Source organism: Stutzerimonas stutzeri (genome assembly GCF_013522825.1).
Taxonomy (GTDB): Bacteria; Pseudomonadota; Gammaproteobacteria; order Pseudomonadales; family Pseudomonadaceae; genus Stutzerimonas; species Stutzerimonas stutzeri_AK.
On the sequence record NZ_JAAMQZ010000054.1, the window covers coordinates 1 to 25,539 of the forward strand.

The following is a 25,539-nucleotide window of genomic DNA, read 5'->3' on the forward strand; positions in this document are numbered from 1 at the left end:
ATGCCACCCCTGCGTCGCTGCGCTCCGACTGCCCGGCCGGATGGCCGTGGAACAGGTGGCCAGATGGCCCTGGAATGCCTGGCCAGATGAGAGCGGACTGGGTGGCCGGATGGCGTGGAATCCGCAATAAAAATATTGCCAAAGCATTTGATGTTAGTGAAAGTACGGTAAAGAGCCATGTCAAAAACCTGTTAAGAAAGTTCAATGCTCGCTCTCGGCTTGAATTGGCAGTATTAAGTTACCGCACGACAGGTGGGGGCGGGGCGATGGGCGGTGCTGATATTTCTAGCTTTGGCTCGCAGAGCGACGATGGCTGGATCTCTATTTCAAACGCCAAATTTGTCATCAACCGTTCTGGGTATATCGTTCGGCATAACAAGGATTGGCAGTTGTTGATGGGCGGGGATACGTGTGGGAGTATGGTTGTAGACAATGTTCATCATAGAGACAAAAAAGCGTGGGAGACGTTTTTAAATGCTATTGTTCAGTTCGTCCCTAACTCGCATATTTCAGATGTAAGATTTATATCCAACTTGGGAGATGAATTGACACTAACTTTAAACTCTTTTATATTTCATGATGAATTCTATTTTGTGGTTGAGAAAGTTAGTACGGTTGTGGATTATAAAGACAGGTTTAATTTTGGCTTCGCTAATGCGTCTAACTTGATCGAGTCCCTGCCAGGGCTTTTCTACAAAAGTCGCAAGGCTTCAACTTGGGTCATGGAGTATGTAAGTTCGGGCAGTGTTAAATTGCTTGGTTATACTCCGGAGGAGTTGGTTGAGCGTAGAGATAGTACTTGGGAAGAACTTATCATCCCTGAAGATAAATTTATTGTTTGGAGTACTGTCGAGGAGGCAGTCAGTGGGCATACTCCGTTTAGAATTAAATATAAAATTAGATGTGCGGATGGTGTCGTCAAGTCAATATCTGAATGGGGAGTAGGAATTTACGGCCCCGAAGGGCAACCGATCGGTATCGAAGGCGCTATCTTTGAGGATAATCGCGTAACATAACCCTCTTGATATGCTGCTGAGATAATTTTCGGCCCTCAACGTCCTAGACGTCGGAGGCATTTAACGGCAGCTATCGGCCAATTTAGCCTATCGCCGAAGGGCAGCTATGGGTCGATTCTGTTAAAAAAAGTCGGATTTTCAAATGGCCTGAACTCAGGCACGACCACCACTGGAGAACCTACTCACCACATTGAGTGGCTTTTCGGCCCTTCGGTTGTTGGCGCTGACGCCGAATTGACCCAGTTGCCGAGATGTCACTGACCCAGTCGGATCCCACGAAAAACATTGCCTGTGCAGTGGGTCGTCGATTCTAAGCTGGGGCAGTCTTGCATCGGCACGTGGGTCAATTCGGCATAGGCCTCAACAGTCACGCGCTAAGGAAGAGCTTCGATAGGCGTAGCAGGACGAATTCGCGCTTTAAAGTGCTCGAGCCAAGCGCTGGCCATAGATGAATAGGCGGCATCGTCTTTGGTAAAAGACTTTATCTCGGCCAAAGTCCGATCACGCAGTAGGCGCAGCCTCGACGCGACGTTCTCTGCTGGTGTTCCTTGCAATGCTGCCTGGACAGCGGGCGTCTCAAGTTCAGTAATCGAGGATGCGAGATCGATAACGAGATCACCGAGGAACTCGAGACGTCTCAGCAATCTCGTTCGATCCTGTACGAGCTTTAGTCGATTGAGGCCATAAATCTGTATCGAGACCGCGCCGCGTACCTGCTGATCCAGTTCTCCTGTCGGTACAACCAGCCCAGCCGGATGTGCTGGGTCAAAACTGTACATCAAACTAGTTGCTGGGTCGTCACAGCACGGATTGATTAGCAGCGCTTGTTCATCCTCGAGTTCTGCCTCCTCGTCCAGTGCGCGTACACCCGTAGCTGCGAGGGGAAAACTGTCCTTTTTGCCTGATTGGCTGACCGCCGGCTTCACAGTCGCAGCGAGTACGGCAAGGCTAGACGATGGCTCGACCAAGACCTGCCCACGCTTGCGGTTACAGTCGATACAGCTGGGTAACAAATTGTCCCAACCCATCGCGATCCACCAGTAACCGCCATGTGCCACGTCCTCGGCAACGGCACCTTTAGGGCGATAATGTTCGATGTCGACAGGTGCTGAGGCGGCGTAGACTGTCTCGCAGTAGGCGCATTTGTCGTAAAACAACTTCTCAAGGGCGGCCCGTACATCGGCACTTTTGTACGCTGTATAAGTGAAACTCTTCTTTTTGCCACCATTTTGGTTGGCTGGCGGGTTTGGTGCGTCGCGGTGTTCCTTCACCTTTGCCAACTCTGCCGGGCCTGCGCCGCCGAGCAGGAGCGATTTTGGAACATCTACACTGCCGCGATCTACTCGACGCATCTCAGAGCGCTTCCAACGCAGCGAGAATCTCAGCTTTGGCATCATCACGCAGCCGCTGGAGTGTTTGGCTGCTGGCGTCGCGACGACGCCGAAGATACTCCGCGACAGTGTCCTGCACGATGCGATGGACTTCACTAGACCCAACTGGAAGCGCACTGGCAATGTCGCACTCAAAATCCGAGAGAATACGGATATCTTCCAGGGACAGTTCATCGCCCCGCGCGCGCGCGGCAATGAGATCGGCGATCCCTGCAAGACTACGATCGGCCGCGGCATCGTCTGTGGAGAGCATCTGGAAAAAGTCGGAAGTTAGCAGTTGCTCGATCCGCAGGTCTGCGACTGACGGTAGCCCCATCATGCGCTCTACGATTATAGGCATCTGACTTGCGCGCTCGCTATCGGTGGCCGCGATACGTTGGAGCACTACCACTTCACCTTCTCCCATGCCACGTAGGCATAGCGGGTCATGGGTCGTGACGATGAATGTCATCCCCGGAAGCGCGTTACGCAGACTGGACATGACCTGCACTTTCCAGCGCGGATGTAGGTGGGCCTCGATTTCGTCAATCAAGATGACTCCTTTGGCAGTCCGAAAGCTTTCAAATCCTTCGTATACCTGGGGATCAAGTAAGCCGCGCAGGATGTCGCACACCATGGCAAGCATTGAACGATAGCCTGACGATACTGCATGCAGCGGGGTTCGACTGTAACGTAGTTCACCGTCTGGTTCTGTCAGCGAGGTAACCATGCGCAGTTGGCGCGAGCCGCGCTCGCGCTGTATGACGTCGAACTCCCCCTCGATCGATAGCAGGTCTCGCAAGGTGCGGATCACCATGTCGAACTGGTCTCGTTTCAGGGCTTTGAGCCAGGGCTCGGGATTGGAAAGTGTGCTGCCGTCGAAGAGGTTGCGGATATGCTTATGGGGTGCAGCTCTGCGCGTGCCGGTCAGGAACCGTCGGAATGCACCATAGGCAAATACTGGTACGTGATGGTTTCCGAGTTCGCTGAGTACGGTCGGTGAGCCATGCTCAATCGTCAACGTCACCGACTGATCGTTCGTAAGCTTCACGCGCACTTCGGCTGGCAACGCTATGTTTCCGCGCTCGAGGCCGAGTTGCGAGGGATCAAGAACCATCTGGGTCCATGGCACATTAAGCGCGGTACGCGCAGCAGAGGTAGTAAGCGCCAGTGAGATCGCCTCAAGAATCGAACTTTTACCGGTCGCATTTTCACCAAGAATCACCAGCGATGGTGCGCGCCGGCTGGCTGGGTCTCCCGGTCGTGCAGCTGGCTCGCTTAAGGATAGTTGCAGCCCTTCAATCGCTTTGAAATTGCTTATTTCGACGGCTGCGATTGACGTGCGTGCCGTGTAAACCGAGCCGATTGCCCAGTGACTGGCGCGCAGGCCCTGATCCTCATCTGCTATTGCTGAAAGAGCCGCCTCGAGGTGATGAATAGCATCGCCACCGTCGGCAAGTCTCGAAAAAAAGACGCGGATTTGGTTGCTGGAAGTTTGCCATGTCACTGCTTTCGAAACTGCAATCCACCTCGCGATGCGACGCAAAAGTATGAACCAGGTCCCACCGAACTCTATCGTCGGAAAATCAAAGATCAACTGCCAATCGGGGGAGTCATTCAGCTTCTTACCTTCCCGGAGGAGTAGGAGGAGGCGGTCGATAAGCGATTGATAAGTCTGGTGACGCTGGTGACGGCGCTCGGCACGATTGAGGTCGAAGACGAGTACGGTAGTTTCGCCCTTTCGCGAGCTTCCTATGATTTCGCCATTAAGCTTGGGAACGAGGTGTTTCTCGAAGTCACGGTCTCGCACAGGATCGAGCAGGAGAATGGTTTCCTTTGGTGGATAAGACGGCCAAAGACCGTCGTCTCGCTCGGTATAGGCATCGATCTGGCGAAGCGACGGCAGCGGCGCGCGGGCACCGGCAATTGGAAACTGTGTCTCACGCGGAATGCAGCCGGTGCAAATTGGCAGCAGGTTTTGCCACGCGTCGGTGAGCCATAGGTAGTAAAGGTGTGCGTTACTCGTTTCGACGAGAGGTAGTGCGTTACCTGCTGGACGGAAACGGTGAACAGAAAGCACGTCCTTTGCTTCGCAGAAGGCACAGCGGTTTAGGCTCATCGCGGCAACCGCGGCAATTAAACGTTCGTCTGTCGAACTGAGTCCGATAGCTGGCACGCTAGTCTGAGCACGGCGTTGTCGGTCGAGCGCCCAAAAGTCGCGCATCTGTTGTCGCGCCTGAATCGCCGCTTTCGACCGCAGAACTGCCGGCGATTTGTCCGGTCTTTCAAGCTTTTGCATTGTCGGCTCCGTCAGGTAGCGCGGCAATGATCGGATACGCGCTCAGGCGTTGGACTAGTCGTGCAATTTCGGATTCGCTCCATGCTGGTAGGTCGCCATCCTCCACGGCACGTTCGTAGGCGCGGGTGCGCATGTAGTCGCGATAGCGGGGGGCCGGGTGTTCAGTCGACAATTCGAGGATTGTCCGGTAGGTGAGTTCACCAGGGATTTGAGTAAGAAGAGCGAATAAGTTCTCGCGTGCATCCTGTGCTTCGTCGCGCAAAGTTGGCGAATAGACACCTTTGCCGGCCCGCTCGATGTCGTCAGCCACCCTGACCGTGCGATGGGTCAGCAGATAGAGCTCTTTAAGGTAGCTAGGCGTTTTGAAGTGGCCGAAGATTGGACTCACGTTTCGGCGGCCACCAATCAACGCGACGCTGAAAGAGCTGACGAAGCCAACGGGATCAAGGAGGGTACCGGAATCAAACAAGCCATTGAGCGCCGGGACGCCCCGGGCTGGATCGGCATCAGTTCGCAGCGCATGCCAAGTTGCGAGTTGCTCCGGCGGCGTACCCGGGTCTGCTATTTTGCGCACCGAGAGCGTGGCGATGTCCGCAGCAGCCAAACCACCTCCTATCATGATTGCACGGCAATAACGCAGGCAGTCTTGATTGGGGGCCTGATGCTGTGAAAGCCAACTACTGAGCAACGGTGCGAATTCGGTATGGAGCCATGGTGCGTAATAGACGAGGTCGTGCAGCACATAGTAAAGCGACTGTTCGGAGGGCGTATGCTTGAGTTCCCACTCGACTTCCTTCCAGAGGAAATCCCGCGAAATCTTTGGCCATGCTCGGTAAAACTTTTCGAACCAGCGCGGGAAGCCATTCAGCTCCCATAAAACATAGCGAAGCGCGCGACGTGCGTCTGTCTTTCTGAGCACCAGCCCCGTTTTTTCGCTGTCGCGGAGCTCGATGTCGAGTCCAGACATCGCGAAAATGAGCGCGTAGGGGATGCTGTTGGTGTCGGCTCCTTCGGAGCGGATTCCTGCCTTATAGGCGCGCCAGAATGCAATCGCCGCGTCGCGGTAGGCTTCGGCTACCGCAACTCCAAACTCGGGGATAAGTGCCGCCCAATTGGCGCCTTGGGCTCGGCTGTTACGTGACTTGTCTCCTTCGATAATTTGCAGTAGATGATATTGCTCCGAGCTTAGTTGACCTGGCTTGAGGTTCGGGGGGTGGCGGATGATGTCAGGATTAGCGGTGAGCCTGTCCACGAATTTAGTGCGCGCGCTGGAGTTCTTCGCGTCTCGACGCTTCTGTTTGATGTGCCGGTCGCGTTCGTCTTGCTGATACCGCTGCATTTCAGGCGAAGTCGTCGGATAGAGCTTGGAATTGAGGGACACTTCCAAGTCCGGATTGCCTGCCACCGCGTTATGTAAATCCTCGAGCCACGCCGCTGGTTGGTCATTTTCGGCGTAGATGCGAACAGCACGCGACAGCGCTACAAGCTTATCGTCGGAAAGTTTTCGGTCTCGAATCCAGGTAACTGTGCGCGCGAAACTGGTCTCATCGAATTTCCAGAAATGTCCCATCCAGCTGACTGGCCAATCATCTTTTAGCTCTTCACCCTGCACAGCTCGATACTCGGTCACCGTCCACCAAAATAGTGCGTCGTTGAGTTCAGGCCATTTCGGAACAAGTTTATTTACGATCGACTTTCGCTCTTGATAGTCATCGCCGCGCCAGAAGTGTAGGGCTGGGATGGCAGCGAGGATCGCGAGGGAAACCTTCGATAATGCCGCTGGCGAGCGCGCATAAATCAGCCGCTCGATACAATGCAGCGCCGGGCTCATAAGCCATTGAAAGGCTTCCGAGACGTGACATTGTCCACGCTCAACATGCGGTTCCCGCATGAGATATTGCAGTAACCCCTTGGCGAAGATGAACAACAGTTCGCCTGTCTCGAGAACAGTGGAAAGAGGCAGTCGCTGGATGAAGCCATTAAGTGAGAGGGTCAAGCCGGTGACCTCGAACTCATGGCGCGGCTCGGAATTGTCGATAGATGCTAGAAAAAGTTCGATTGTCTCCGCTGTGGCAGGAGCGTTGTCCACGAGCTCTGCCAACAGCCGACGCTGGATTTGCAGAGCATTAGTATTGAGCGATTGCCAAAGCGTATAGAGTTGGTCCGGACTACCGAGACATGCGACCGCACGGATCGAGATGAGGCGAGCGTAGATGCCGCGAGCTGGATTGGCAGCGATTTTAGACAGGCTGGCAACACAGTTGCGCATTTCTCCCTGCCAAACTAGGCGCCCGAGGACAAAGATGGCATCGTCGTTTTCAAAATGTTTTTCGATAAGCGTATGGACATAATCTTGCAGGTCAGCGTGGGCGATTTTGGCGATCTCTGCATTATCCAATCCACGTAAACCTGAAGTGGGGTCAATCACTTGGTCAATCAGCATGGATAGTATATTGCGCCGGACATCGACGGGGAGGCGGGCCGCGTCACCGCCTTCCACGGCGACCTCGGGGTGGTCAGTGAGTACGCGGTCGCGGATAGAGTCATTGAAAAGTATCAACCAAGGAAGAACTGGCCTCAGGCGCGGGGTAAGGATGTTTTCGCCATATTGGCTGCTGAATAGCAGCATTTCGATGTGATGCCTCCCGCCGCCGCGCTTTAGCTGCTGTTCGATCCAACGAGCAGCGAGCAGTTCGCGAACCTCACGATGGCGAAAGCGCACTTCGCCGAAGATTGGTTCACCGAAAACGCCGGTCATAAGCAGTGCTGCGATATCAGCATTGGCCCACCCAGGTAGCAGCAATTCGGCGTCAATCCCTTCGGCACCAGATGAGCCCGGGAGGCGTATATTCGGACGTCCGGTCAGCACTGCCGCTACAGCAATGAGCTGTGCTCCTTCCTCTGCGCGCGAGAGAGTCAAGGTTGACTCATCCTGAGGCGACAGCGTCAGTTGGCGACGAACGCCTTCCTGTAGGATGTCCAGCCGACTCGCCAAACTCTTGGTCTCGCGCCATGTCGCAAGAAGATCGTGCAGGTCGAAAGGAAGCCGTGCGAGCGGAAACAGCCTACTGCGCTCGAGTGCCGCCAGAAAGTCTGTGCTGTCTTCGACACCGCTATGCTCGGCGAACAGGCGAATCTCTGATTCATCCAGCGGGGCTAGCTGATACAACTGAAGCGTTGGGGGCGGATCATCCTTACTGATTCCTACCGCTGAATAGTCTCCCTCTATGGCCTCTCCGCTTTGGACAACGGTAGACAAATCATCGCCACCGGTCGCTTCCTGCCGCCGCGGTTCGAACGGCAACACTTCTTCGATCAAAGTGCGATCAAGCACTGGGCGCCAGGCATAGGGACGGCTTGAAATATAGATATGCGCTCGCTGGCGGGCATTACGGATCCGTTTGGCAAAGCCGCGGATCGCTGACTCGAACGCTCTCGGCTCGGTGAGCCGGATCTCGTCGACAGAGTCGAGGAAAAACCAAGCTTCGTCAGTCCCGGCCAGCCAATCTTCGAAAGCTGCTTCAGAGCCCACCTCGAAGGCAGTCCCAAAATCGTCGTCGATATCTTCGATGCGAATGAAGAACCCAAGCCTGCCTTGGCTAACCAGTCGCTTGGCTGCAGATTGCAGCTCATAGGTCTTACCCGCGCCCGCTTCCGCCAGTACCACTACGCGATACTCACCGAGAAGGTCGTCCCAGCTCTTGTTCTCACCTCGATTGAGGCTTGACCACACTTCGTCTAGTGGAAAATCACGCCTCTGATAGGCTGCGGGGATGGGCGTAAATTTACGCTTGAGCGGTACTGACTGCATCAGTCACGCACACGTTGAGGGAAGTTCCACTGCTTGGTTTGCAAGTGATCGTCCTTGAGAATTGAGCGGATGAGCTTGAGGCATGAGATCTACAGTCAGTGTGCCCGCCTGCTCAATGCTTCGCAACATACTGCCGATGGGGTACTACATCCATCAAAGCGTGTACCTGAACGGTTCATGCTGCGGCTATGATACGGGTCGTACTGGACTGCCCAAATCGTTTTGACCATATGAGTTAGTAGCCGAGCATTTTTGACCCGCTCTTGCCTTACTGGAGTTAATCGTTAGTGAGACACCCGACTTGAGTACCAACATCATCACAAAGGAAGGTCATGACGCCCTGAAGCAAGAGCTCGACTTCCTTTGGCGAGAGAAGCGTCCCGACACAACTAGGAAGGTTACCTGGGCGGCATCGTTGGGTGACCGCAGTGAGAATGCGGATTACCAATACAACAAGAAGCTGCTCCGGGAGATTGATCGTAGAGTCCGATACCTTCGTAAGCGGCTTGAGGACGTGCGGGTAGTCGAGTATTCGCCTGAGCAGGAGGGAAAGGTCTTCTTCGGAGCCTGGGTCGAGATTGAAAACGAGGCGGGGGAAATCAAGAAGTTTCGGGTTGTGGGGTACGACGAAATCTACGGTCGTAACGATTACATCTCGATCGATTCGCCGATGGCGCGTGCACTTTTGAAGAAAGAGGTGGGCGCCGAGGCAGTTGTGCAGACCCCGGGCGGAGAAATGTTGTGGTGGATCAACGAAATTTTATACAAAAAATAGTATGGTTTTTTGAGTATAAATACTATTTATGAACGCCCGGATTTAAAGGCCTGCAGAGGCAATAGTATGGGAAGTGGGGGGATTGGGTGTACATCGTACCAAGGATAGAGGGTAGCCTCATCACCCCAAAGATCCGAGGCTTCGATCTCCACTGGCGTGATGCTATCGAAGCGGATTTGAGTAGTGTCTATTCCCCGGGCCTTAAGGTTCTCGTTTGAGTGCGCCAGCGCCTGGGCTGCCTTGCGTGCTTCAGACCTCAGGATCTGGTAGCGGTATTCGTTGCCACGATTCTTGGACATTGGTAACCAGCAGCGGGATTCGGATCGTGGCTAGGATAACGGCTTTTCTATACTTTCACAGGGGTTGCGCGACGTGCCTGACTGGGGATGTGGCGGGAACGGACATTTCCTGCTGCTGGATGTCCGTTTTCCTTCCTAAGTCCGCCCCCAGCTATTCAGCCGCTCACATAGGAATTGAATCGGAGTTAGCCGGCGACTCTGACTTAAGAATGGTCGGTGCAATCGCAACGTAAGTGGTGGTCTTCTTGCTGGCGGACATCTTCAAGATCCCGGGCAACTTCATGCATGAACTCTTCGAGCTCGATTTCACCCAGCCCACCGATATGGCGCTTGTAAGACTCATGGATCTTTTCAGCTGCAACAGCTGGCAGGTCCTGGTTTCTCCATGAATGGAAAAAGTCCTCATCAAAGGAATACGTAGCAACCGCGGCTTCGGCACAGGTCATTTGCATCAGATCGGCAATCGCGCGAGTAACTGCGGCCATCCATTGGGAATAGGGAAGGTCCAGCGGTTTGACTGGTGGTAGCCAGTGCGACTGCATCACCTCGATAGATCCGTCGTGATAGTTCTTGTAGTAGAGCTCTGAATACATCTCGTACGCGAGATTGTAATGGTCCTCCAGCAAGGGAACATCCTGCAGCAGGAGAGGGGCAACAGGGCCGTAGTGGCGGTGGGAAAGCACGTCGTTCGAAGCGAGCTCATCTACTGCGTTGCAAGCGGCCTGGTACGCGGTATCGACCTGAGGTTCCGATGCTCCAATGGCTTCGAGAACGAGGTAGTCCGTCCACAGGAAGCGGGCGGCGAGGGCTTCACGGAATGCTGCGTTCATAATTTGTCTCCAGAGACTTGAGTTGTTCAATGGAGCAATCATGGGTGGCCTTTGCGTGTGCCAGAAGCAGGCACCACTTCTGGATCGCTAGGGAATCTACAAGGCTGCGCTCTTCGAAACCGCAGATGGGGTGTCGTTTGCTATGTGGTGGCGCAGGCCAATCAACCCCAATGCTGGGACCCATATGCCTACGAAGTCGGAAAGCAGCTGTGCCCACTGGATGTATCCCCGAGGAGGACCTTCATAAACATATTCGTGAGGCTGGATCCCCACCTCCCATGTGAGTGACCAAATCCACATCATTCCTGCACTCATGAGCGCCGCTTGCGTCGGCCGGGTAAGTGAAGGCCAGTCCCTCACATACTGCCGCAACATGACTGAGCCTATGAGGTAGAAAGGGATGACGATGGTGCAGATGAACTTTCGCAAGCCATGCTCCATCTGGAAAGGCATCCAAGTGGGCCATGACAGGAACAGAGGAAATCCACACAGGCCCGCCAATGCGACCATAAGGTTGGCGCGACGGCCTCGTTGCGTGGAAAACGACCGGATCAAAGCCCACCCTACCAGGGTGCAGCCTGCGAACCCCACGCAGTGTGCAAGCTCCCTCGGACCAAAGCCCCAGGCGGGGTTTGAACCGACGAAATACATCGTTGCGAAGGGGCGGGTGACTGCAATATCAAAGCCGAGGGCAATCAGAATCACGCCGAAACATCCCACAGCCAATATCTTTCCTGAATTCATTTGCTCGAATAGCCCTTGTGCTGTGCACGTCCGAGGATCTTGCCTGAGCGGGGGTATTAAATTCCTGACTAAGGATTCTGACTCTCTTGAATTCGCTCAATGATTACCTGGTGGCGGGAGAAGTTTCGGATCATGTAGTTGACCGTCAGCAGAGTTGCCGTGTACCCAAGACTAACGCCGATCGTGCCTGCAATAAGCAAGGGCCAGTCGTAGGGGGCTTGAGAAAAGAGTGTCAGCGCGGCGAGCAAGCTACCCAGCGTTAAGCTGGCCCCTAGATGTACCGCATTTCGCGGGCGGCTTACCCAAGGCCACTTTATCCGCAGCATAATCAGAGCGAAAACTGTGAGGAAGTAGAGCAGGATTAGGGGTGTCAACCGGTGTGCCTCAAGAAAGCTCTGACTCACACTCCAAACTAGCAGTAACGCCATCACCCCAATAGGCACCAGGTGATATTTGGCTCCTTTGGTGTCCCAGAGAGATGTGAGTATCGAGGATACTGTGGCCACGATCCCAGCCATGCTGAGCGCGACTAACAGCATCTGAGCGCCCCCTGTAAACCCGCCAGTCTGGAAGGCAATGCCACCCACTGCGGTGAGCCCCCCACCGATGAGTGCGATGGATCGAGTAATCACCCGATTCAGACGCTGTGGGTCTCTGAGGGTTGTGCATGACTGCCGCGCCCGTTTTATTGTGGGACTGGACGTCCGATCAACATAGTCGATGGAGAAATTGGTTTCCGAATCTGTGTGCCGAGCCGCTTCAATAATGCTCTTGATCCCGTTTTGGCCTGCGTCCAGGCACGGCTGCGCAACTTGGGCACCTGCACCGATCGCAGTCGGGTGGGCAGTGACGTCGCTGATGTCGACGGGTTTTCCGGGAAACACCTTGAGGCGCCAGCAGTGACTTTCAGTCAGGATTAGAAACGATGCGTCCTGATTATGGATTCCAAGAATCGCCGTTGCGTGGGCCGCGAGATCGGCCTCCAGCGGAGTTGAAGGCCTAGTGATACCAGCAGGCAGGTTCCGGTCAAGCAGGTAGTCAACAATCAGGTTGCTTACTAGAACGTTTCCGGATGCGCCCACGGCGACGATAGGCGAGTGCTCAAACGTGAGGGGTTTAACTGGGACCCAAAGCTTGGATTTCAGTGACCAATCCCGTTGGGCGATGAAGCCGGTCTGCACCATCGCTGCGCTGTCACTCACCAGAGTGTCGGCGCTGAGGGTTTTCAGATCCCATGTGATCGTTGTCAAAAAGCACCTGCGATGAAGTTGATGGGAGGGTTGACACCGTCACAGAGGTGCCAGGTAGGGGCTGCTGCGGCTGGCCTGTTATTCAGCCGGGAAATATTCCAGAGTTTCTGTATCAAAGCGAGTGTTGATAGCGTTCATTACCGCCTCTTCAAAGCTTTGGCCCTTCGCTTCGCACCAGCCGAAGCCTTCCACGTGCCAAACGGCACGGTGTTGTTTGTAGGTGTGGCGGTTGAAGTCGATTTGAACGGAAGCGAATCGACTGCGCTCATGCAGCCACTCCCAGCATTTTTGCATATTGTTGGCCATGATCTGTCCAGTCCGCGGCTGCTATGCGATGACCAATCATCATGATGGCCACCTGTGTGTGGGTTATTCGATGGACAAGAGCCACTCACTGACAACTGACCTAACGTCAGCACCGTGGCCCAGCAGGGCTGCTGCTAGGCTCCCTGAATCGATGGCATCAATACGGCCAAACCAAGCCGTGCCATCCCAGTCCTCACCTTCATCTGTGCTCTGGAGGGCGATCTCGGTTGCGGCCTGGTCGGCGAGGGTGAGGATGCGTGCATAGCCGACACACACCAGCGATTCGTCAGTGCGCTCCTCGTTCGCTTCAACGTAGCGAATGAGGGCATGATTCAAAACTGCGACGTCTTCGAGATCTTTGGTGCGGTCATTGGTGGAAATCATGTTCAAGCCTTTACGTTTTGGCGAGGGTTGGTTACCTCTTGATAAAGCAAATATTGAGGGTGATCGGCGCGTGCCAGAAGCGGCTACCAAATAAAATCGGGGCCCGTCGTGAGGGTGTAGAACTAAGCGGATGAGGGGGGGGACGCTGAAATGACAAAGCCCCGACTGACAGGGCTTTGAGTTAAGGGAGCGCAGCGGCTGGTTACTGCGGCGCCGTATCCCGAAGTTGTGTGGTGCGGAACATAGTTGCAGATGCGAGGTGTGCCCAGTCACGAGGTGTGACCTCGAGGCAGTCGCTTTCAAACAGCTGGTTGATGGTGTCGATTAGTGCGGAAGAGCCTCCTCTGTTGGTGCGCTCTCTACGGCCTCAAGGGCCTCATCGAAGTCACAAAATGTCAGGGTGGCCATTCCTTTTCCTTGTAGGCTGTTTGACTGGTTTCTTTTTGGTTCACACCCGCCGAATGATGTCGTTTATGCATTCGACATTCGAATAGAGGCGCCCGCTGCGATGCCAGCTTTCAGCGATCGCCGCACTATCCTCACCATAGAAGCCGTTGCAGTCGAAGCTGTGGCGCTGGGTTGCACGAACTACCGTGACGCGTTCGCCGCCCCGAGTGATGTACGCACCTGGTTCGGTGATGACTGCCGGAAGGGTTACGAGGGGCCAAAGGTAGACGGACATTGCGAGCACTCCATAGCTGATGTGCCTATTTTGCAGGCGACTGATGTGTGCCAGAAGCTAACAATTACGATAGTTTCCATTCCCGCTGTGAGGGTGCGGCGATTTACGCCCGGTCCATTATCTTGGATCTGTCCAGGTGAGATGAGCCCACCCACCAACCGAACAGTCCGCTTTGGAGCACCTGCTTGTGGTTCGCCCCCATATTCAGCTCTCGAACAGTAATGTTAGAGATCACAGGCATTAATCATGTCCTGAACCATAGCTAGAACGAGGCTGCAGATGTATGGGGTTTTGTACCTTTCTACTTTGTTAATCCAAAACATAAGTGCAGCAAGGCCTGCAGGGCCAATGTCAATGCCCTCGCCGAGAGAGAAAAAGCCTGAGGTAAGTCGTGGGACATCTGCCTTGGATCCGGACTTAATAACTATCAAAAATAATCCTAAGCTGTACCCGTAACACACGAAAATCCGATGGCTTGCGCTCATCTCGTGGCCCGCTACCAATTCATGCATGTACTCACAATCGCCGCCATGACTTAGGTATTCAAAGGCCAGCCTGCTGGCTTTGGCTGTTTTGGGAAAAATGATCAACGGGAGCGATCTGAGCATGTTTTCTAGGTCACCAATCCTGAACTTGGACAATGGTTCACGTGATGACAGGAACGCCTTCATCTGATCATTGCTTAAACTCTCTGGCAGACTTTCGTCAAGGGGATATGGCAAAGTTCGCAGTGTCTCGGCTAGGCCATCCGTCTCTGAGGCCCAGTAGTATTCAATTCCAGCATTATTGCAGTCATAATCGTCTTGCTCGTCTTGCTCGTCTTGCTCGTCTTGCTCGTCTTGGTGGCGAAGCGAAAGCCAGTGAATCCAGTCTCTTTCAGAAAAATTTAAATTGTACTGACGTCTTTCGGAAAGACGCGGCACCTTCTGAGCACTTTTCGATACCCAGCCAAAGTCCAACCGACACGGGGCTGGATGTACAGGCATGATTGGACGCACAGGAGTCTTCTCTTTGAATTGAAGGAAATCCTCCCACTTGCTCGATGATATGTAAGGGTGAACCTCTAGGCAAAAGTCTTCATAGTCTTCATGATTCTTACTCATAACTCTAAGAAGTGAATCTACTGATTCAGGCTGAGGCTTCTGACTTAGATCGTGCCACCAAAGAGCATTTTCAGCTCGCTTCTGAGCTTGGGCCTTGCTTGGACCGAAAGTTTTACCCGCATTGGTAACGACTTGCTTGATCTGACCGGTAGCATCTACTTGCCGAAGGGCCTGAAGTACCGGCGCACATTCGATAAGATCCTTATCAACGCATAAACGTTCTGGAATACCATTGATCACACGGCTGTGCATCCAGGCGTCATGAAAGAAATTCGCGAGGGATATCTCCTCATCGTGACGGTAATATCTTTGGTGGTATAGCCCCAAGCCCTCGACATTCAACGTCAGCGCAAGAACTGGAATCAAGCCCATCCTGATTCCATCCGACGGGTGCAGCCCTTCATAAAACCAGAATGCCTTGCACGCGTCATTTACGTACAGGGACTTGAGTTGAACAATAGTGAAGTGATGAGTGAGCATCGAAGTCATAGTCCCTGCGGGGATTGCCATTCTTTTTGAATGTCCGAGCCCCTAAATTTAGCAGGTTGTAGTGAGGCTAGGACAATCCACTAGCTGGCCTTCAGCAGGCCGTTAAGCGCACTATCCGATGCTGAGTCACCCTGCAGCCATCTACGACTGAATTGAACTGCGGGTAAGCCAGGTAGCCATAGAGATATCCTCAAGGGCGTATTCTCCGCGGTTTGCCTTCCAGACCAGCTCTTTGTCCCGCAGCACGTCTAAGGCCTTCTGAACGTTCGGGGTTGAGGCGTTGGCGTCGACTTGTGCGAATTCGAGTTTACGGTTCACGGCCTGAAATGTTTGATCTGAAAAGGGCACGAATGGCTGCTTGCTGATAGCACGCTCAGCCATGACCTCAAGAACCGCTTGTTGGATAGGGGAAAGCCCGTTAAAGGCGCTCTCGTAGTCACTCCACACTCCTGCTTGGTGGTTCAGCGCGCCTGTGCGCAGTAGCTCGCCAAGGTTGCTGGCCTCACCTAGACCGACGCTTACCTCAGTGAGGAGCTGATTCAACATCTCAGGCCGGTGTCCAACAAGGTCGAATGCGTCAGCTAAATCCTCAACGCTAAACTGATTGCTGGATGCGAGGCGGGCATTCCAGATTTCCGTTGCGAACGCGACAAAGTCTTTTCCCAGCAATGGGAATGGAGTGATGTTGGCACCGTAGAAGGGCTGCTTGCTCTTGAGCACCAGGTTGGCCAACTTGTCTCTACTCGAGCCGGTGAAGACTAGGCGCAGCCCGTCGTCCCCCACGCCGCTGTTGAGGTGATCACGTGCTGCCTTGAGGGCGAACATGGTGTTCAATCCACTCTCGCTGTTTAGGGCATGCTGAGCTTCATCAATAATGAGTACGATCAATTGGCCAGAGACCTTGTGAAGTACGTCCAGCGCCTTCGCAAGGGTAGTGCCGGCAGGCAGGTGAGGCTTTGTGAAATCCCAGCTGAGGGTCCGTAACAGGTTGACTTTCTCGATGCCGATCTTCTTGGCAGCCTTACTAACAGGGCTGTCGAATTCCCCCAAGGCAGACCCGATCACTCCAGCTATCAGTTCGGCCGGGTCAGTTTCGCGGTTGGCCCAAAGGTCGACATACACTGCCAGCCAGCCACGCTTTTCACATTCGGGGATGAAATCGTTTCTGAGGAAAGTGCTCTTGCCAGTGCGCCGAGGCGCGGCCAGGAACAGGCCTGAGCTATAATCGACAAACGACTCACCGGCGACATCTCGCGCCAGAGATTCTGCAAGCGCAGGGCGTTGGAAGATAGGGCGTTTCTGACTGATGCTCATGCTATATCCTCAAATATCCGAAAGACTATAATCTATAGTGTAGCGGATATTTCGAGATATTCAGAGTCGGCGTCCAACATCACCAAGCTCCGGATAAGACTCTGGTCAAGCCTCGGTATGGCGGATAGGCCGCGCTCGATCAAAGCTTTAGCGCTGCGATCAGTTGAATTGTCGCAGTTGCTTTACGGGAGCTGTGGATACACGACATTGCAACAGGTGTCACGGTGGCGACCACAACGGCGCAGCAGGCCGCCCACCCTCCAGCGACGTAGGTGCCAATTGCAGCCAACACCAGCCCTATAACGAAATATGCCTCACGCCTGTTGAAAATGTTGGCAAAACCTTTGTTCTTTCGAGCCATTGCTTCAAGGGTCGATCTCAATTGCGCTTGATCTTCAGGCCGCACCTGGTTAATCATATTTTTAGCCGCTGAAATGGCTTGATTCTGGTCGACGCGATAAAGCGAGTAAAACTCAGCGTTCATCCATACGATGAAGTCTTGTGAAGGGGGGCGCATTGGTGGGTTTAACTCCGTGGTGCGGGATGTGCCCGTTCTGAACAGTGCACTGCTCGCAAGATGGTCATAGGTGCTTTGCTGATGAAGCCTTAACTATGGCTTTTAACCGTTTCGCAGGGCACGGTCGTGCTCGATCAGTGCAGCAGCTTTCGACTTGAGGCGCCCCTCTGGCCAGGTCTCGCATTTTGACCGCAGCAAGAATCCCAGCCCGCGGAGGGTGGGTTTGGGGGTGTCGATGCCAAGATCCTGACAGACCCTGCAGGCCACGATTCCAGTATCGGGGAAGTATTTGACGATCGATGTCTTGTGGCTGCAGCAGGTGCATTCCATGTCCAATCAGTCCTTTCAAGGCGCAAGCGCGCGTTTAGCAGGCTCCACTCACTTCACCATCCCAGGCTACGATGGCCTATGGACGCTCGCCGTACTGCCTAGCAATTTCGGGGATATTGATGCGGGGTCTATTTGGCTCTTCGTCCACAAACATTCCGTACACGTGGGCGCTCGTTTTCGGGCCATGCTTAACCGCGATAGATCTCAGAATTCGTGAGCCGTGCCAGGGTTGCAAGTAAAGGTGATCAGCCAACGTAAATGCTCCCAGAACAGCAATGTACGTAATGGCTAACGTAATCAGCGGCATATGATTAGTGACAGGCTCCAGCACCGCGTAACCTACGCAACCCACCAAACTAGTCCCTACGTAGGCAGCCCAGCTGGCGCGGGCATAACCGACGGCATTGAGAACCTGACGCAATGCCTTCTTGCTTTGAGGTGGATTTGCATTGCCCTGCACACTCATTTGACCAATCCAGTTAAAAAGTAATTTTGGGATGTTGCAGTCGGGCGGTATGCCTTGCAACCCAAATGCGGGCTGCCATTTACCGAACCGGCTTTCACGCCATCCCATCAGCCGCCATAGGTACTCCGTGCGCGGGGGGCAACTGAGTTCATAAACGGTGAGGGTGAGTCATTTGCACATCCGCCTGCACACAAAGTCCGCTTCACTCCAGCCACATCATTCATCGATCCCTCAAAGAGAATTTCAAGGGTAGGGTTTGCCTTGATGAGGCTGGCCCGGGAGTTAAACTGGCGCACTGAGTTACACCCTCCCACATCCTATGTTTCAGGGTTCACAAATGAAGAAAGCACTTTTGGGAATGGCACTGCTGGTTCTCGCAGCGCCGGCATTTGCGTCAACAAATGAGATCGAGATTCCGGCACTCACTCCTATCCCTTTCATCGTCAGCACTCCCGGAGATCTCCTCTACGGCTACGTGAAGAACTGGGGTTCCTTGGGCGATGAGAAAGGCCCGATGACTAAGCTTGCGAGCCACGTCGCGGATCAGCTACAGGAGAGTAGTTGTGCGCTTAATATTCGGGTCTCCAGAGGAACAAGTGGGCGGTTAGAAGCCCAGGAGGGGGTTGCAAACCTCGCCTGTCCCCAGGCTGACGGTTCCCTGATAGTGACAGAGCTGCCAGGCCTCATCTGGGACAAAGATGGGTTTCAGGGATTAAAGAAAGGTGAGGTTGGCGAGAAGGGATTCTTCGTTATCATCACAGCTGCCCATATTCGCCACTAAATAGCTCACACGGGGGTCGAGTGCCTGATAAAAGATTTGAATGGACGTCAGAGGCAATCGCACTGTTGGGTGAGGCTTCCGATAAATCTTTAGCTGAACAGCTTGGTGTATCGCGTGACACTGTCAGGTGCAAACGAATTGCTCTTGGCATTCCTGCCTGGAGGTATAGCGCCGGCGTTTTCTGGACACCGGAACGAATTGCTCTACTAGGGAAGGAGTCTGACTCAGTAATCGCTGTCCGATTTGGGTTGACTAAAAATGCGGTAGCTCGGATGCGTGAGCAGAAGAAAATACCGCTTTTAAGGCATCAAAAGTTCTTTGACTGGACTGAGGACGCTATCAATCAGCTCGGCACTTGTTCCGATCGGCTTCTAGCTGAGCGCCTCGGGTGTAGCGTAAGCACCGTTTATTTGAAGCGGAAACGGTTAGGGGTGCCTCTCCTTTCCGCTTGATTGTGAAGCTGCTGCGCAGGACCACTCAGCACGACAGTCCTTCGGTGTGCGCAGCTAGGCCGCCCTCCAATCCCCATTGTACAAGTGCCCCGGGAGTGGGCGTGGTAAGCCCGTGCGCCGCGCGGTAGGCCTTGAATGCCTTAAAGCTGACGGGCAAGCGGAACCTCAGTGTCAGACCTGCCCATGGGTTCCGAATCCTACTTAGAGGATCCAGTCGGGTGAGGATGTGGTTCCCCGTGTAGATATCCAATCCTCGGGAATGAAGTTCAGCCGGGATGTCTGCAAGAGAAAGGCCGGTAAGGACCTTGATGTCGTGGATGGTGTCGGTACTCACGGTGATGAACAGATTGGCCTGCACGTGCTCCCCAGGCTGAAGGTAGCAATCCCACTGAAATGCCGCTCTGTTAGTGACACCAATGAAGTGCTCCAGGCGCACCTTGTCGCGGCGGTCGGGGGCGTGCTGCTTGCTGGGTGGCTCGTAGATATACCCAATGTGTCGCATGTTGGTGCCGTTCACGCCCATCATTGGGCGGCCACTCTCCGTACGAGGCAGACGGAATCGTGCATGGTTGGCTAGCAGTAGGTCATCCAGGATCGCGCATGGTTGGCTAGCAGTAGGTCATCCAGGATCGCGGGCAGATTCTTGGCCACGGCCTTGTAGAACCATTCCTGCACTTGAGTCTGCCGGTGAGCGTAGTCTGCAGCTGCAAGGCCCCGGATAATTTCGACCTGGTTGTGACGTGCCGTGTAGTGGGCGTCAGCGATGATGCGCTCCGGGGTGTCCAGAGTGTTCATCGCAATCGACTTCAATTCAGCCACGAACAGCCCCTTGCCCGGCTCGCCGTGGTTCATGGTCAGTTCGCCTTGCCCATCCATGCCAATCTGCAGCTGGCCGGCCTGTATCACTGTCTCAGGGATGTACAGGCATTCCGCGGGCACTGCGGCGGCGAATCGATCTTCCATCCAGAGGTTCGGATTGGCGCACGTTTCCCACTGTGGCTCAGTTTGATAGAACCATGCGGCCGTCAGATCCTTGCTGGCGCGTGTAACCAGATCCAGCTTTCGGCCAGCAAGCGCTGGGAGCTGATCACCACTCTCTGCAAGTTTGTGCCCGAGGCTCAACATTGAACCTGTTGCGAGCAATGGCTCGGACATGCCTTGGTCGAAGTAGCGTGCGCGGCATTGGTCGATAAACAGCTGAAGCCAGAGCAACTCGCGGTCATCCAGCTCGCTGATGTCCGCCAGGACCGGCAGTCCGGCCGCGGCGGGTAGGTTGGTTGCGCGCGGCTCACTCTCCAGGGCTGTCCGGCCCCGGTCCATCCACTGAATCTTGAGCAGGGAATAGGGAAAGTGACTGCCATCGATACGCTGGGCGTTGAACCGATCGTTGCGTGCCTGCATGCGTTCTTCTTGGAGAGGGTGCTCGAACTTGCCTTTGTCGGTCAGCGCCAGGATGCGTGAGCCGGTGCGCACCACCATGACGAAGTAACTACTAGCGATGCTTTTGCCTCGGATGACACACAGGGAGAACCCCGTGGGTATTTGGTGGGCATGAACCAGCAGGTCTTCGATACGTCCGATGTCGTAGATGTTTCGTCCAAGCTTCGCTTCCCCTGCTGGGGCCGGAACACCGTCCTTGATCATTAGGCGGGTCAGCCGGTCGATGCTGTGAAGAGCGTCGAGGCCAACACCACCCGCCTGTGTGGCCACGAACTCCAGTGTCTCAGCGGAGAGTGCGGATCTGTCCAGATTTCGGTAGAAGGCCAGTGAGCCTTGAGCATAGTCAAGGTACTCATCATGTAGTCTGCCGATGGCTGAATCTGCGAACAGTGAATCCAGTTCGCTCATAGCCTCCAGCATGGTTGATATGCGTTCTGAGCCACTCCGGTACTCACTGAGGGGAAACGTCGCCGCTCTGGCATAGAGGGGCATCTATGAGCGTATGAGCAGGGTGACGATGGCTTCGTCCCCTGTCTTGATCGCCGCGTTGATTTCTTTGTTGGCGTAGTAGAGGCTAAAGCCATCTAAGTCCGAACCAAAACTGAGGCTCTCAACTGGCTTACCGGTCAGGCGTTCCCACAGCACAAGTGCTGTTTCGCCTGGTCGCTGGGGCAGGGTGTCTTGACTCATGCATGGCCTCGCTGGATCGTTGGGGGTGCCCTCAAGGGCTTCTACAATGAGTCCAGTCTGCTGTCATAGCTGGAGTGCCAGAACCCAATGTTTTACCGGCGGTGCTCTGTGAGGTGAGGTACGTTTTGGTCTTTCCCTGGGCGCGTAGCGTTAATGCTTTCTGTGTAAGGTGGGATGCCTGCCTTTTTGCGTCTGAGCCAAACGCAGGCGGTAGTGACCCCAAAGCGCCTGGCCAGATTAGAATCTGTGTCCTTACCCAGCAGATCATTGAGCTCCTCACTGGGGTGACCAAACTCAACGGTTGCGCCGATCCCGAGCCTTCGCCTGTATGCACTGATAGTCGGGGCTGATACACCCACAGCCTTAGCGATCTTTGCGTCAGAGACCTTTCCAAGTCGCGTCAGATATTCTGCAGGGAGCTCGAAAGCTTCGGTAGGCGCATTGAGGGGTGGGATCGAGCTTCGAGTTCTTCTTGAGGTAACTGTGGATTTGGGGATGCCGAGTTTGTAGGCGAGTGATTGGTCGCACATCTTACCCAGTAAGGCTAAGTGCTCTTCCGTCCACACTTTATTACCCGACCTCGTCTTGATGCCTCGGGCTTTGCGCGCCTGAAATACTGCCGATTTTGTGATCCGAAGTTGGGCCGCCACTTCCTTGTCGGTTAGTTTGCCAAGCAGGGCTATGGCTGCTGGCGTCCAAATGGAAACCGCGTTCCTTGCGTCATTGTCGTTTGCCATCTTGGATCCAAGTCTAAGTGGATAGGCAAAGTTTAACGCCGATTTTGCAGGGGGCTAGCCAAACCGGGTCTATGAAAATCCCCGGCTCGCCGGAGGAGCTAGTTGAGGCCGATATGCCTAGCCGTTACAGCGGGCCGGTTCCATGGTCAGGGCTCTGATTTTCATAGTGAACGTGAATGGGGGGTTTCCCATCTTGCGTCGAAGCCAGACACAGGTCCCATGCCAGAGATGGGGATTCGAGATCCCCACCCTATCGGTTCCCACCGGTGGATAGTCGGCAAGGCTCGTGTTTAGGAACCGTAGCCAGACAATGTGTAGATGGTCTCCCATTTCTCAGCGCAGTCATCGCACGAAGTCTGTTGACCGATGAAGTCCCCGCCGAATGTGAAGTCGGTACCGGACAAGGTCACGTTAGATGATGCACACCACGGGCAAGCAAACCCAGCCGGATGATTGATGTAGACGTGATCGGTAACAGGCTTTTCTAGGCGTTTGAGCGTACCCGCACCCTTGATCACGCCGCAGCCTCTTGTTTGTAGTCATTTCTGATCCGAACCGCCTCAGGGATCAGCACCTCAAAGGTATAACCTGGATCTGCACTGAATTTGGTGGTGTCTCCGCGCGCTGTTGCGATTCGGCTTGCATAGTCCTTTGCCTGTTCGAATTGCAGGACTGAGAAATAGGATTGCTCTTTGATGTTGGTGTTCGAGATGTCAGTACACAGCACTGCGGTACCGCCGTGGTTGTTGCTGAGGCCAAAGGTCATCACCACGTAGCGCGGCTCGCCTGCGGGGCGGTAGACCTGACCATCGATGAGGATGAGGGTTTTAGCCCACCCGTGAAGGTAGTCAGCGATGGCCACCTTCCCCTCACTCACAGAAACGAAGATGCCTAAATCGTGGCGGCTCATGCTGACGCTGTCGGTCACTAGCGAGAGTTCTGTCCCCGGAGCAGCGTAGTCGTAGTCAGTACCGCCCGATGTGCGCGCCTGGCGCGAACAACCGTACACGCTGCAGGAGGTCCAGAGTTGACCGTCAAACCAGCGGTACTCGATTGGGGGCTCGCTGCTATTGCTGGCGCTGATGATTGCAACCGGCGCGGCCTCGCGCAGGATCTCGCGGAGGTTTACAACCTCAAGTCCATCGTCGAACCGAGCGCGGCGGGGATTGCGACAGCGTGGCGGGATGATGTTTTCGACGTAGGTGTATTTGACGGTGAGTTGCATGGGGAGCTCCCTTTGAAGTTGGTACCAGGATGCCTCGAGCTCCTGCGTGCCAGAACCAGCGAGATAGCGAATGGGGCAGGCGGCGTGTACTCAGCCTACAGGCCGTCAATCGGGCTTATGAATCCAGAGATTCGATGTCGATGGGCTTTGTATCTTTGTTGATCAAGTCCAGTAAATCGCGGGCTGACATGCACATGACCTCGGAATCATCGTCCTCACGGTAAATGCCGATCAGATTTTCCTCCCAGTCCTGTTCATCGGGCACATCTGAGCCACACTCCGACGTAAGAAGCATGTAGAACTCGCCTGCGTCGCGACGCATAGCCAAGCAGCCCCCGCCAGTCTCAACGACCTTAAACCCATCCAGTCCCGTGCATTTGAGAGACCCATCAGCACCAGCAATCGATTTGAAGTCTGAAAGGGCGAAGCCTGTGCCAGTCAGGGCCTGCTGGTTTTCGTGGGGGGTTGGCATGGGTGGCTCCAGTAGAGGGCGGGTTCGTTTTTGATGGGAGTAATTGTCAGGGCTGTTTGGGCGTGCCAGAACCTCTCACTTTGAAAATCAGCCGGATCCTCTGATGGGGAACCACCCCTCCCTAGAGAACTTGATTATGCAGTCACCCGTGTAAATGCCCAGCAGGGCTGGGCAAAAAGGGTTAGTACTGAAGGAGGGTAAATACCCTCAGTTAGGACTCAAACTGGATACGTTCGCAGAGTGCATCAACACCCTCGGCAGTAAGGCCTTCGTGGGCGCCGCTGTCCGTGAGGATTTCTCCGATGTCGCCATCACCTGGGCGAACAAGGCCACCCATCATGGATGCACCAAGCAGCCGTAGGGCAGCCAGTACGGCATCGAATTCAGCTTTGTTCACCGCCGGCAGCGCGATGCTCCGTTCGCCTTGAGAATACGCAATCACGTCAGCGTATTGCTCGATGAGGTCCGGATAGCTGGCCAGAACCTCGGCCGAGGGTACCGACGGCTTGTTTGGGATCTCTGGTGCGTCCGCCTCGTTAAGGAACAGGGCGTTGTTAACGGCGCCGTGGTGGGCATCGATCAGCGCAGCCTGAGCTGTGTCAGCATCCGAGAAGGAGTTGTAGTTCCCCATGCGCACATCCCACTTGCGTCCATGATTGATCAGGGGTACTGCCTGGGCGGTGGCGATGAACTGAGCTTGAGTAAGCAGGTGAGGGGCGATGGCCGCTGCTTGGGTATTAGCATGAGTGTTGGTTTCGACGTTCTGCATGGTATGGCCTCCCGGCTCTGTGTTGATAGAGCCAGTGTCATCCCCTAAAGGGTGTGCCAGAAGCGGGTGAGTCAAACTTTGCCAGTGACGGTTATCGGCCCTCGGGCAGATTCACCGCCCCAGTCAGGATTTCTGCGAAGGTCACCTTCAGATCCGGGTAGTCGTCCAGTACGTCTTGTGTTGGCATCGACGGTAGATAGCCTCTCTCACTGCTTCCTGCGCTGTTCCAGTTCAGCGAGCTTTCCACTTCACGCCGGTGTATCTGCCTCAGCGCGGCTTCAGCACTGTCTGCCTCTGCCCAGGTCAGAAAACGACCGTGACTGACCTCCCAGCTGCGGGGATTGCCCACAACAGGCAAAGCGTCTCCGTGCTCAAGAAACTGGGCGAGCGTCAGCCGGTGAGGGGCGAGGGTGGAGAGACGTAGGCGCGCATTCAGCGAAGCAACATCAGGGTCGATATCGGGCACGTAAGAAGCCTCAGTTTGGTAAGCGTTAGGCACATTATCACTGGGATAGCGCTGACCAACAAAAAGGCCCGGTGTGTGCCGGGCCGGGGGGAAGTAGCGGCATTAAACGCCGGCGAGTTTCAGAAGATCGTTGTAGTCATCACCATCAGGGCATTTTTCATCAGCGTCCAGCTTGTCGTTGTGCATGCGGATAGCCTGGGGGAGGGATACCAGTCCTTGAAGGCCAGCACAGGCCGAGCGCACCGTCGACTCGCAGTCACCTACCATCATCTGGTATGCGTCCTCGGGATTGGTGCTGCCATTTACAAATGCCAGGATGCGCCAGTACAGACCCCCGTACTCCCCGCTGCACAAGCTGATCTCGGTGCGGTCTGCTCCATGAGCGATGTCGTAGATGCGGATTCCACGGTCATCTGGCCACCCATTCCATGAGCATCTGACCACCGATTCCACGCTGATCCGGCCACCCATTCCACGCGCATCCGGCCACTGATTCCACGGCCATCCGGCCACTCAACCGGG

Annotated in this window: 24 protein-coding genes; 3 read left to right on the top strand and 21 right to left on the bottom strand. The window is 54.7% G+C overall.

Translation table 11 applies throughout. The annotated features are described in order from the left end of the window. Window positions 1-1,016 (top strand): PAS domain-containing protein (locus G7020_RS21955; protein WP_219852801.1); only part of this gene is annotated, 1,016 nt, incomplete at its 5' end. Between the two features lie 374 nt (window positions 1,017-1,390). Here the strand turns inward: G7020_RS21955 and G7020_RS21960 are convergent. From G7020_RS21960 to G7020_RS21970, 3 genes are read right to left on the bottom strand one after another with little or no spacing between them, the layout of a single operon-like run. Continuing rightward, on the bottom strand, window positions 1,391-2,368 hold the full coding sequence (locus G7020_RS21960; RefSeq protein ID WP_181087041.1) for an HNH endonuclease: 978 nt from the start codon (window positions 2,366-2,368) through the stop codon (window positions 1,391-1,393). A gap of 1 nt (window position 2,369) precedes the next feature. Next, entirely contained in the window at window positions 2,370-4,685 is a 2,316-nt protein-coding gene (locus tag G7020_RS21965) for an AAA family ATPase (protein WP_181087042.1), read from the bottom strand. Continuing rightward, window positions 4,672-8,496: an NACHT domain-containing protein gene (locus G7020_RS21970; RefSeq protein ID WP_181087043.1), complete on the bottom strand. Its 3,825-nt coding sequence runs from the start codon at window positions 8,494-8,496 to the stop codon at window positions 4,672-4,674. The genes G7020_RS21965 and G7020_RS21970 overlap by 14 nt, the downstream gene beginning before the upstream one ends. A 301-nt stretch (window positions 8,497-8,797) precedes the next feature. On the opposite strand from G7020_RS21970, the gene greB reads away from it, so the two are divergent. Next, a complete protein-coding gene (gene greB, locus G7020_RS21975; protein WP_181087044.1) occupies window positions 8,798-9,271 on the top strand; it encodes a transcription elongation factor GreB in 474 nt (157 codons plus the stop codon). Between the two features lie 502 nt (window positions 9,272-9,773). On the opposite strand, the gene G7020_RS21980 is transcribed toward greB, so the two are convergent. From G7020_RS21980 to G7020_RS22025, 10 genes are all read right to left on the bottom strand, one after another. Next, on the bottom strand, window positions 9,774-10,400 hold the full coding sequence (locus G7020_RS21980) for a hypothetical protein (RefSeq protein ID WP_078466075.1): 627 nt from the start codon (window positions 10,398-10,400) through the stop codon (window positions 9,774-9,776). Window positions 10,401-10,496: 96 nt separating this feature from the next. Continuing rightward, window positions 10,497-11,105: a hypothetical protein gene (locus G7020_RS21985; protein ID WP_181087045.1), complete on the bottom strand. Its 609-nt coding sequence runs from the start codon at window positions 11,103-11,105 to the stop codon at window positions 10,497-10,499. 107 nt (window positions 11,106-11,212) lie between these two features. Then, complete coding sequence (locus G7020_RS21990; protein WP_181087046.1) at window positions 11,213-12,394, bottom strand: hypothetical protein; 1,182 nt, start codon at window positions 12,392-12,394, stop codon at window positions 11,213-11,215. A gap of 78 nt (window positions 12,395-12,472) precedes the next feature. Then, window positions 12,473-12,700, bottom strand: coding sequence for a hypothetical protein (locus G7020_RS21995; RefSeq protein ID WP_181087047.1), 228 nt, complete (start codon window positions 12,698-12,700; stop codon window positions 12,473-12,475). A 63-nt stretch (window positions 12,701-12,763) separates the two neighbouring features. Continuing rightward, window positions 12,764-13,084: a hypothetical protein gene (locus G7020_RS22000; RefSeq protein ID WP_069553529.1), complete on the bottom strand. Its 321-nt coding sequence runs from the start codon at window positions 13,082-13,084 to the stop codon at window positions 12,764-12,766. A gap of 448 nt (window positions 13,085-13,532) precedes the next feature. Beyond that, window positions 13,533-13,766 carry a hypothetical protein gene (locus G7020_RS22005; RefSeq protein ID WP_181087048.1) on the bottom strand — a complete coding sequence of 78 codons (234 nt, stop codon included), beginning with the start codon at window positions 13,764-13,766 and terminating at the stop codon, window positions 13,533-13,535. 224 nt (window positions 13,767-13,990) lie between these two features. Then, complete coding sequence (locus tag G7020_RS22010) at window positions 13,991-15,358, bottom strand: hypothetical protein (RefSeq protein ID WP_181087049.1); 1,368 nt, start codon at window positions 15,356-15,358, stop codon at window positions 13,991-13,993. A 141-nt stretch (window positions 15,359-15,499) separates the two neighbouring features. Further along, the gene (locus tag G7020_RS22015; protein ID WP_181087061.1) at window positions 15,500-16,666 is read right to left on the bottom strand and encodes a hypothetical protein; all 1,167 of its coding nucleotides are present in this window, start codon (window positions 16,664-16,666) and stop codon (window positions 15,500-15,502) included. A 145-nt stretch (window positions 16,667-16,811) separates the two neighbouring features. Beyond that, window positions 16,812-17,189 (bottom strand): hypothetical protein, encoded by a 378-nt coding sequence (locus tag G7020_RS22020; protein ID WP_181087050.1) that lies wholly within the window; start codon window positions 17,187-17,189, stop codon window positions 16,812-16,814. Between the two features lie 406 nt (window positions 17,190-17,595). After that, window positions 17,596-18,093 (bottom strand): hypothetical protein, encoded by a 498-nt coding sequence (locus tag G7020_RS22025; protein WP_181087051.1) that lies wholly within the window; start codon window positions 18,091-18,093, stop codon window positions 17,596-17,598. A 229-nt stretch (window positions 18,094-18,322) separates the two neighbouring features. Between G7020_RS22025 and G7020_RS22030 the strand changes: the two genes are divergently transcribed. After that, window positions 18,323-18,766 carry a hypothetical protein gene (locus tag G7020_RS22030; protein WP_181087052.1) on the top strand — a complete coding sequence of 148 codons (444 nt, stop codon included), beginning with the start codon at window positions 18,323-18,325 and terminating at the stop codon, window positions 18,764-18,766. A 477-nt stretch (window positions 18,767-19,243) separates the two neighbouring features. Here G7020_RS22030 and G7020_RS22035 read toward each other — a convergent pair whose 3' ends face one another. The 8 genes from G7020_RS22035 to G7020_RS22070 all read right to left on the bottom strand — a co-directional run bounded on the left by G7020_RS22035 (window position 19,244) and on the right by G7020_RS22070 (window position 25,488). Then, window positions 19,244-19,744, bottom strand: a complete 501-nt coding sequence (locus tag G7020_RS22035; protein ID WP_181087053.1) for a hypothetical protein — start codon at window positions 19,742-19,744, stop codon at window positions 19,244-19,246. Window positions 19,745-19,791: 47 nt separating this feature from the next. Continuing rightward, window positions 19,792-21,066 carry a hypothetical protein gene (locus tag G7020_RS22040; protein WP_181087054.1) on the bottom strand — a complete coding sequence of 425 codons (1,275 nt, stop codon included), beginning with the start codon at window positions 21,064-21,066 and terminating at the stop codon, window positions 19,792-19,794. A gap of 84 nt (window positions 21,067-21,150) precedes the next feature. Beyond that, entirely contained in the window at window positions 21,151-21,348 is a 198-nt protein-coding gene (locus G7020_RS22045) for a hypothetical protein (protein WP_181087055.1), read from the bottom strand. A 1,251-nt stretch (window positions 21,349-22,599) separates the two neighbouring features. Then, complete coding sequence (locus G7020_RS22050; RefSeq protein WP_181087056.1) at window positions 22,600-23,310, bottom strand: hypothetical protein; 711 nt, start codon at window positions 23,308-23,310, stop codon at window positions 22,600-22,602. Window positions 23,311-23,425: 115 nt separating this feature from the next. Further along, entirely contained in the window at window positions 23,426-23,782 is a 357-nt protein-coding gene (locus tag G7020_RS22055; RefSeq protein WP_181087057.1) for a hypothetical protein, read from the bottom strand. A gap of 211 nt (window positions 23,783-23,993) precedes the next feature. Next, a complete protein-coding gene (locus tag G7020_RS22060; protein ID WP_181087058.1) occupies window positions 23,994-24,551 on the bottom strand; it encodes a hypothetical protein in 558 nt (185 codons plus the stop codon). 91 nt (window positions 24,552-24,642) lie between these two features. After that, window positions 24,643-25,017, bottom strand: a complete 375-nt coding sequence (locus tag G7020_RS22065; protein ID WP_181087059.1) for a hypothetical protein — start codon at window positions 25,015-25,017, stop codon at window positions 24,643-24,645. A gap of 102 nt (window positions 25,018-25,119) precedes the next feature. Beyond that, window positions 25,120-25,488 (bottom strand): hypothetical protein, encoded by a 369-nt coding sequence (locus G7020_RS22070; protein WP_181087060.1) that lies wholly within the window; start codon window positions 25,486-25,488, stop codon window positions 25,120-25,122. Window positions 25,489-25,539: the final 51 nt, after the last annotated feature.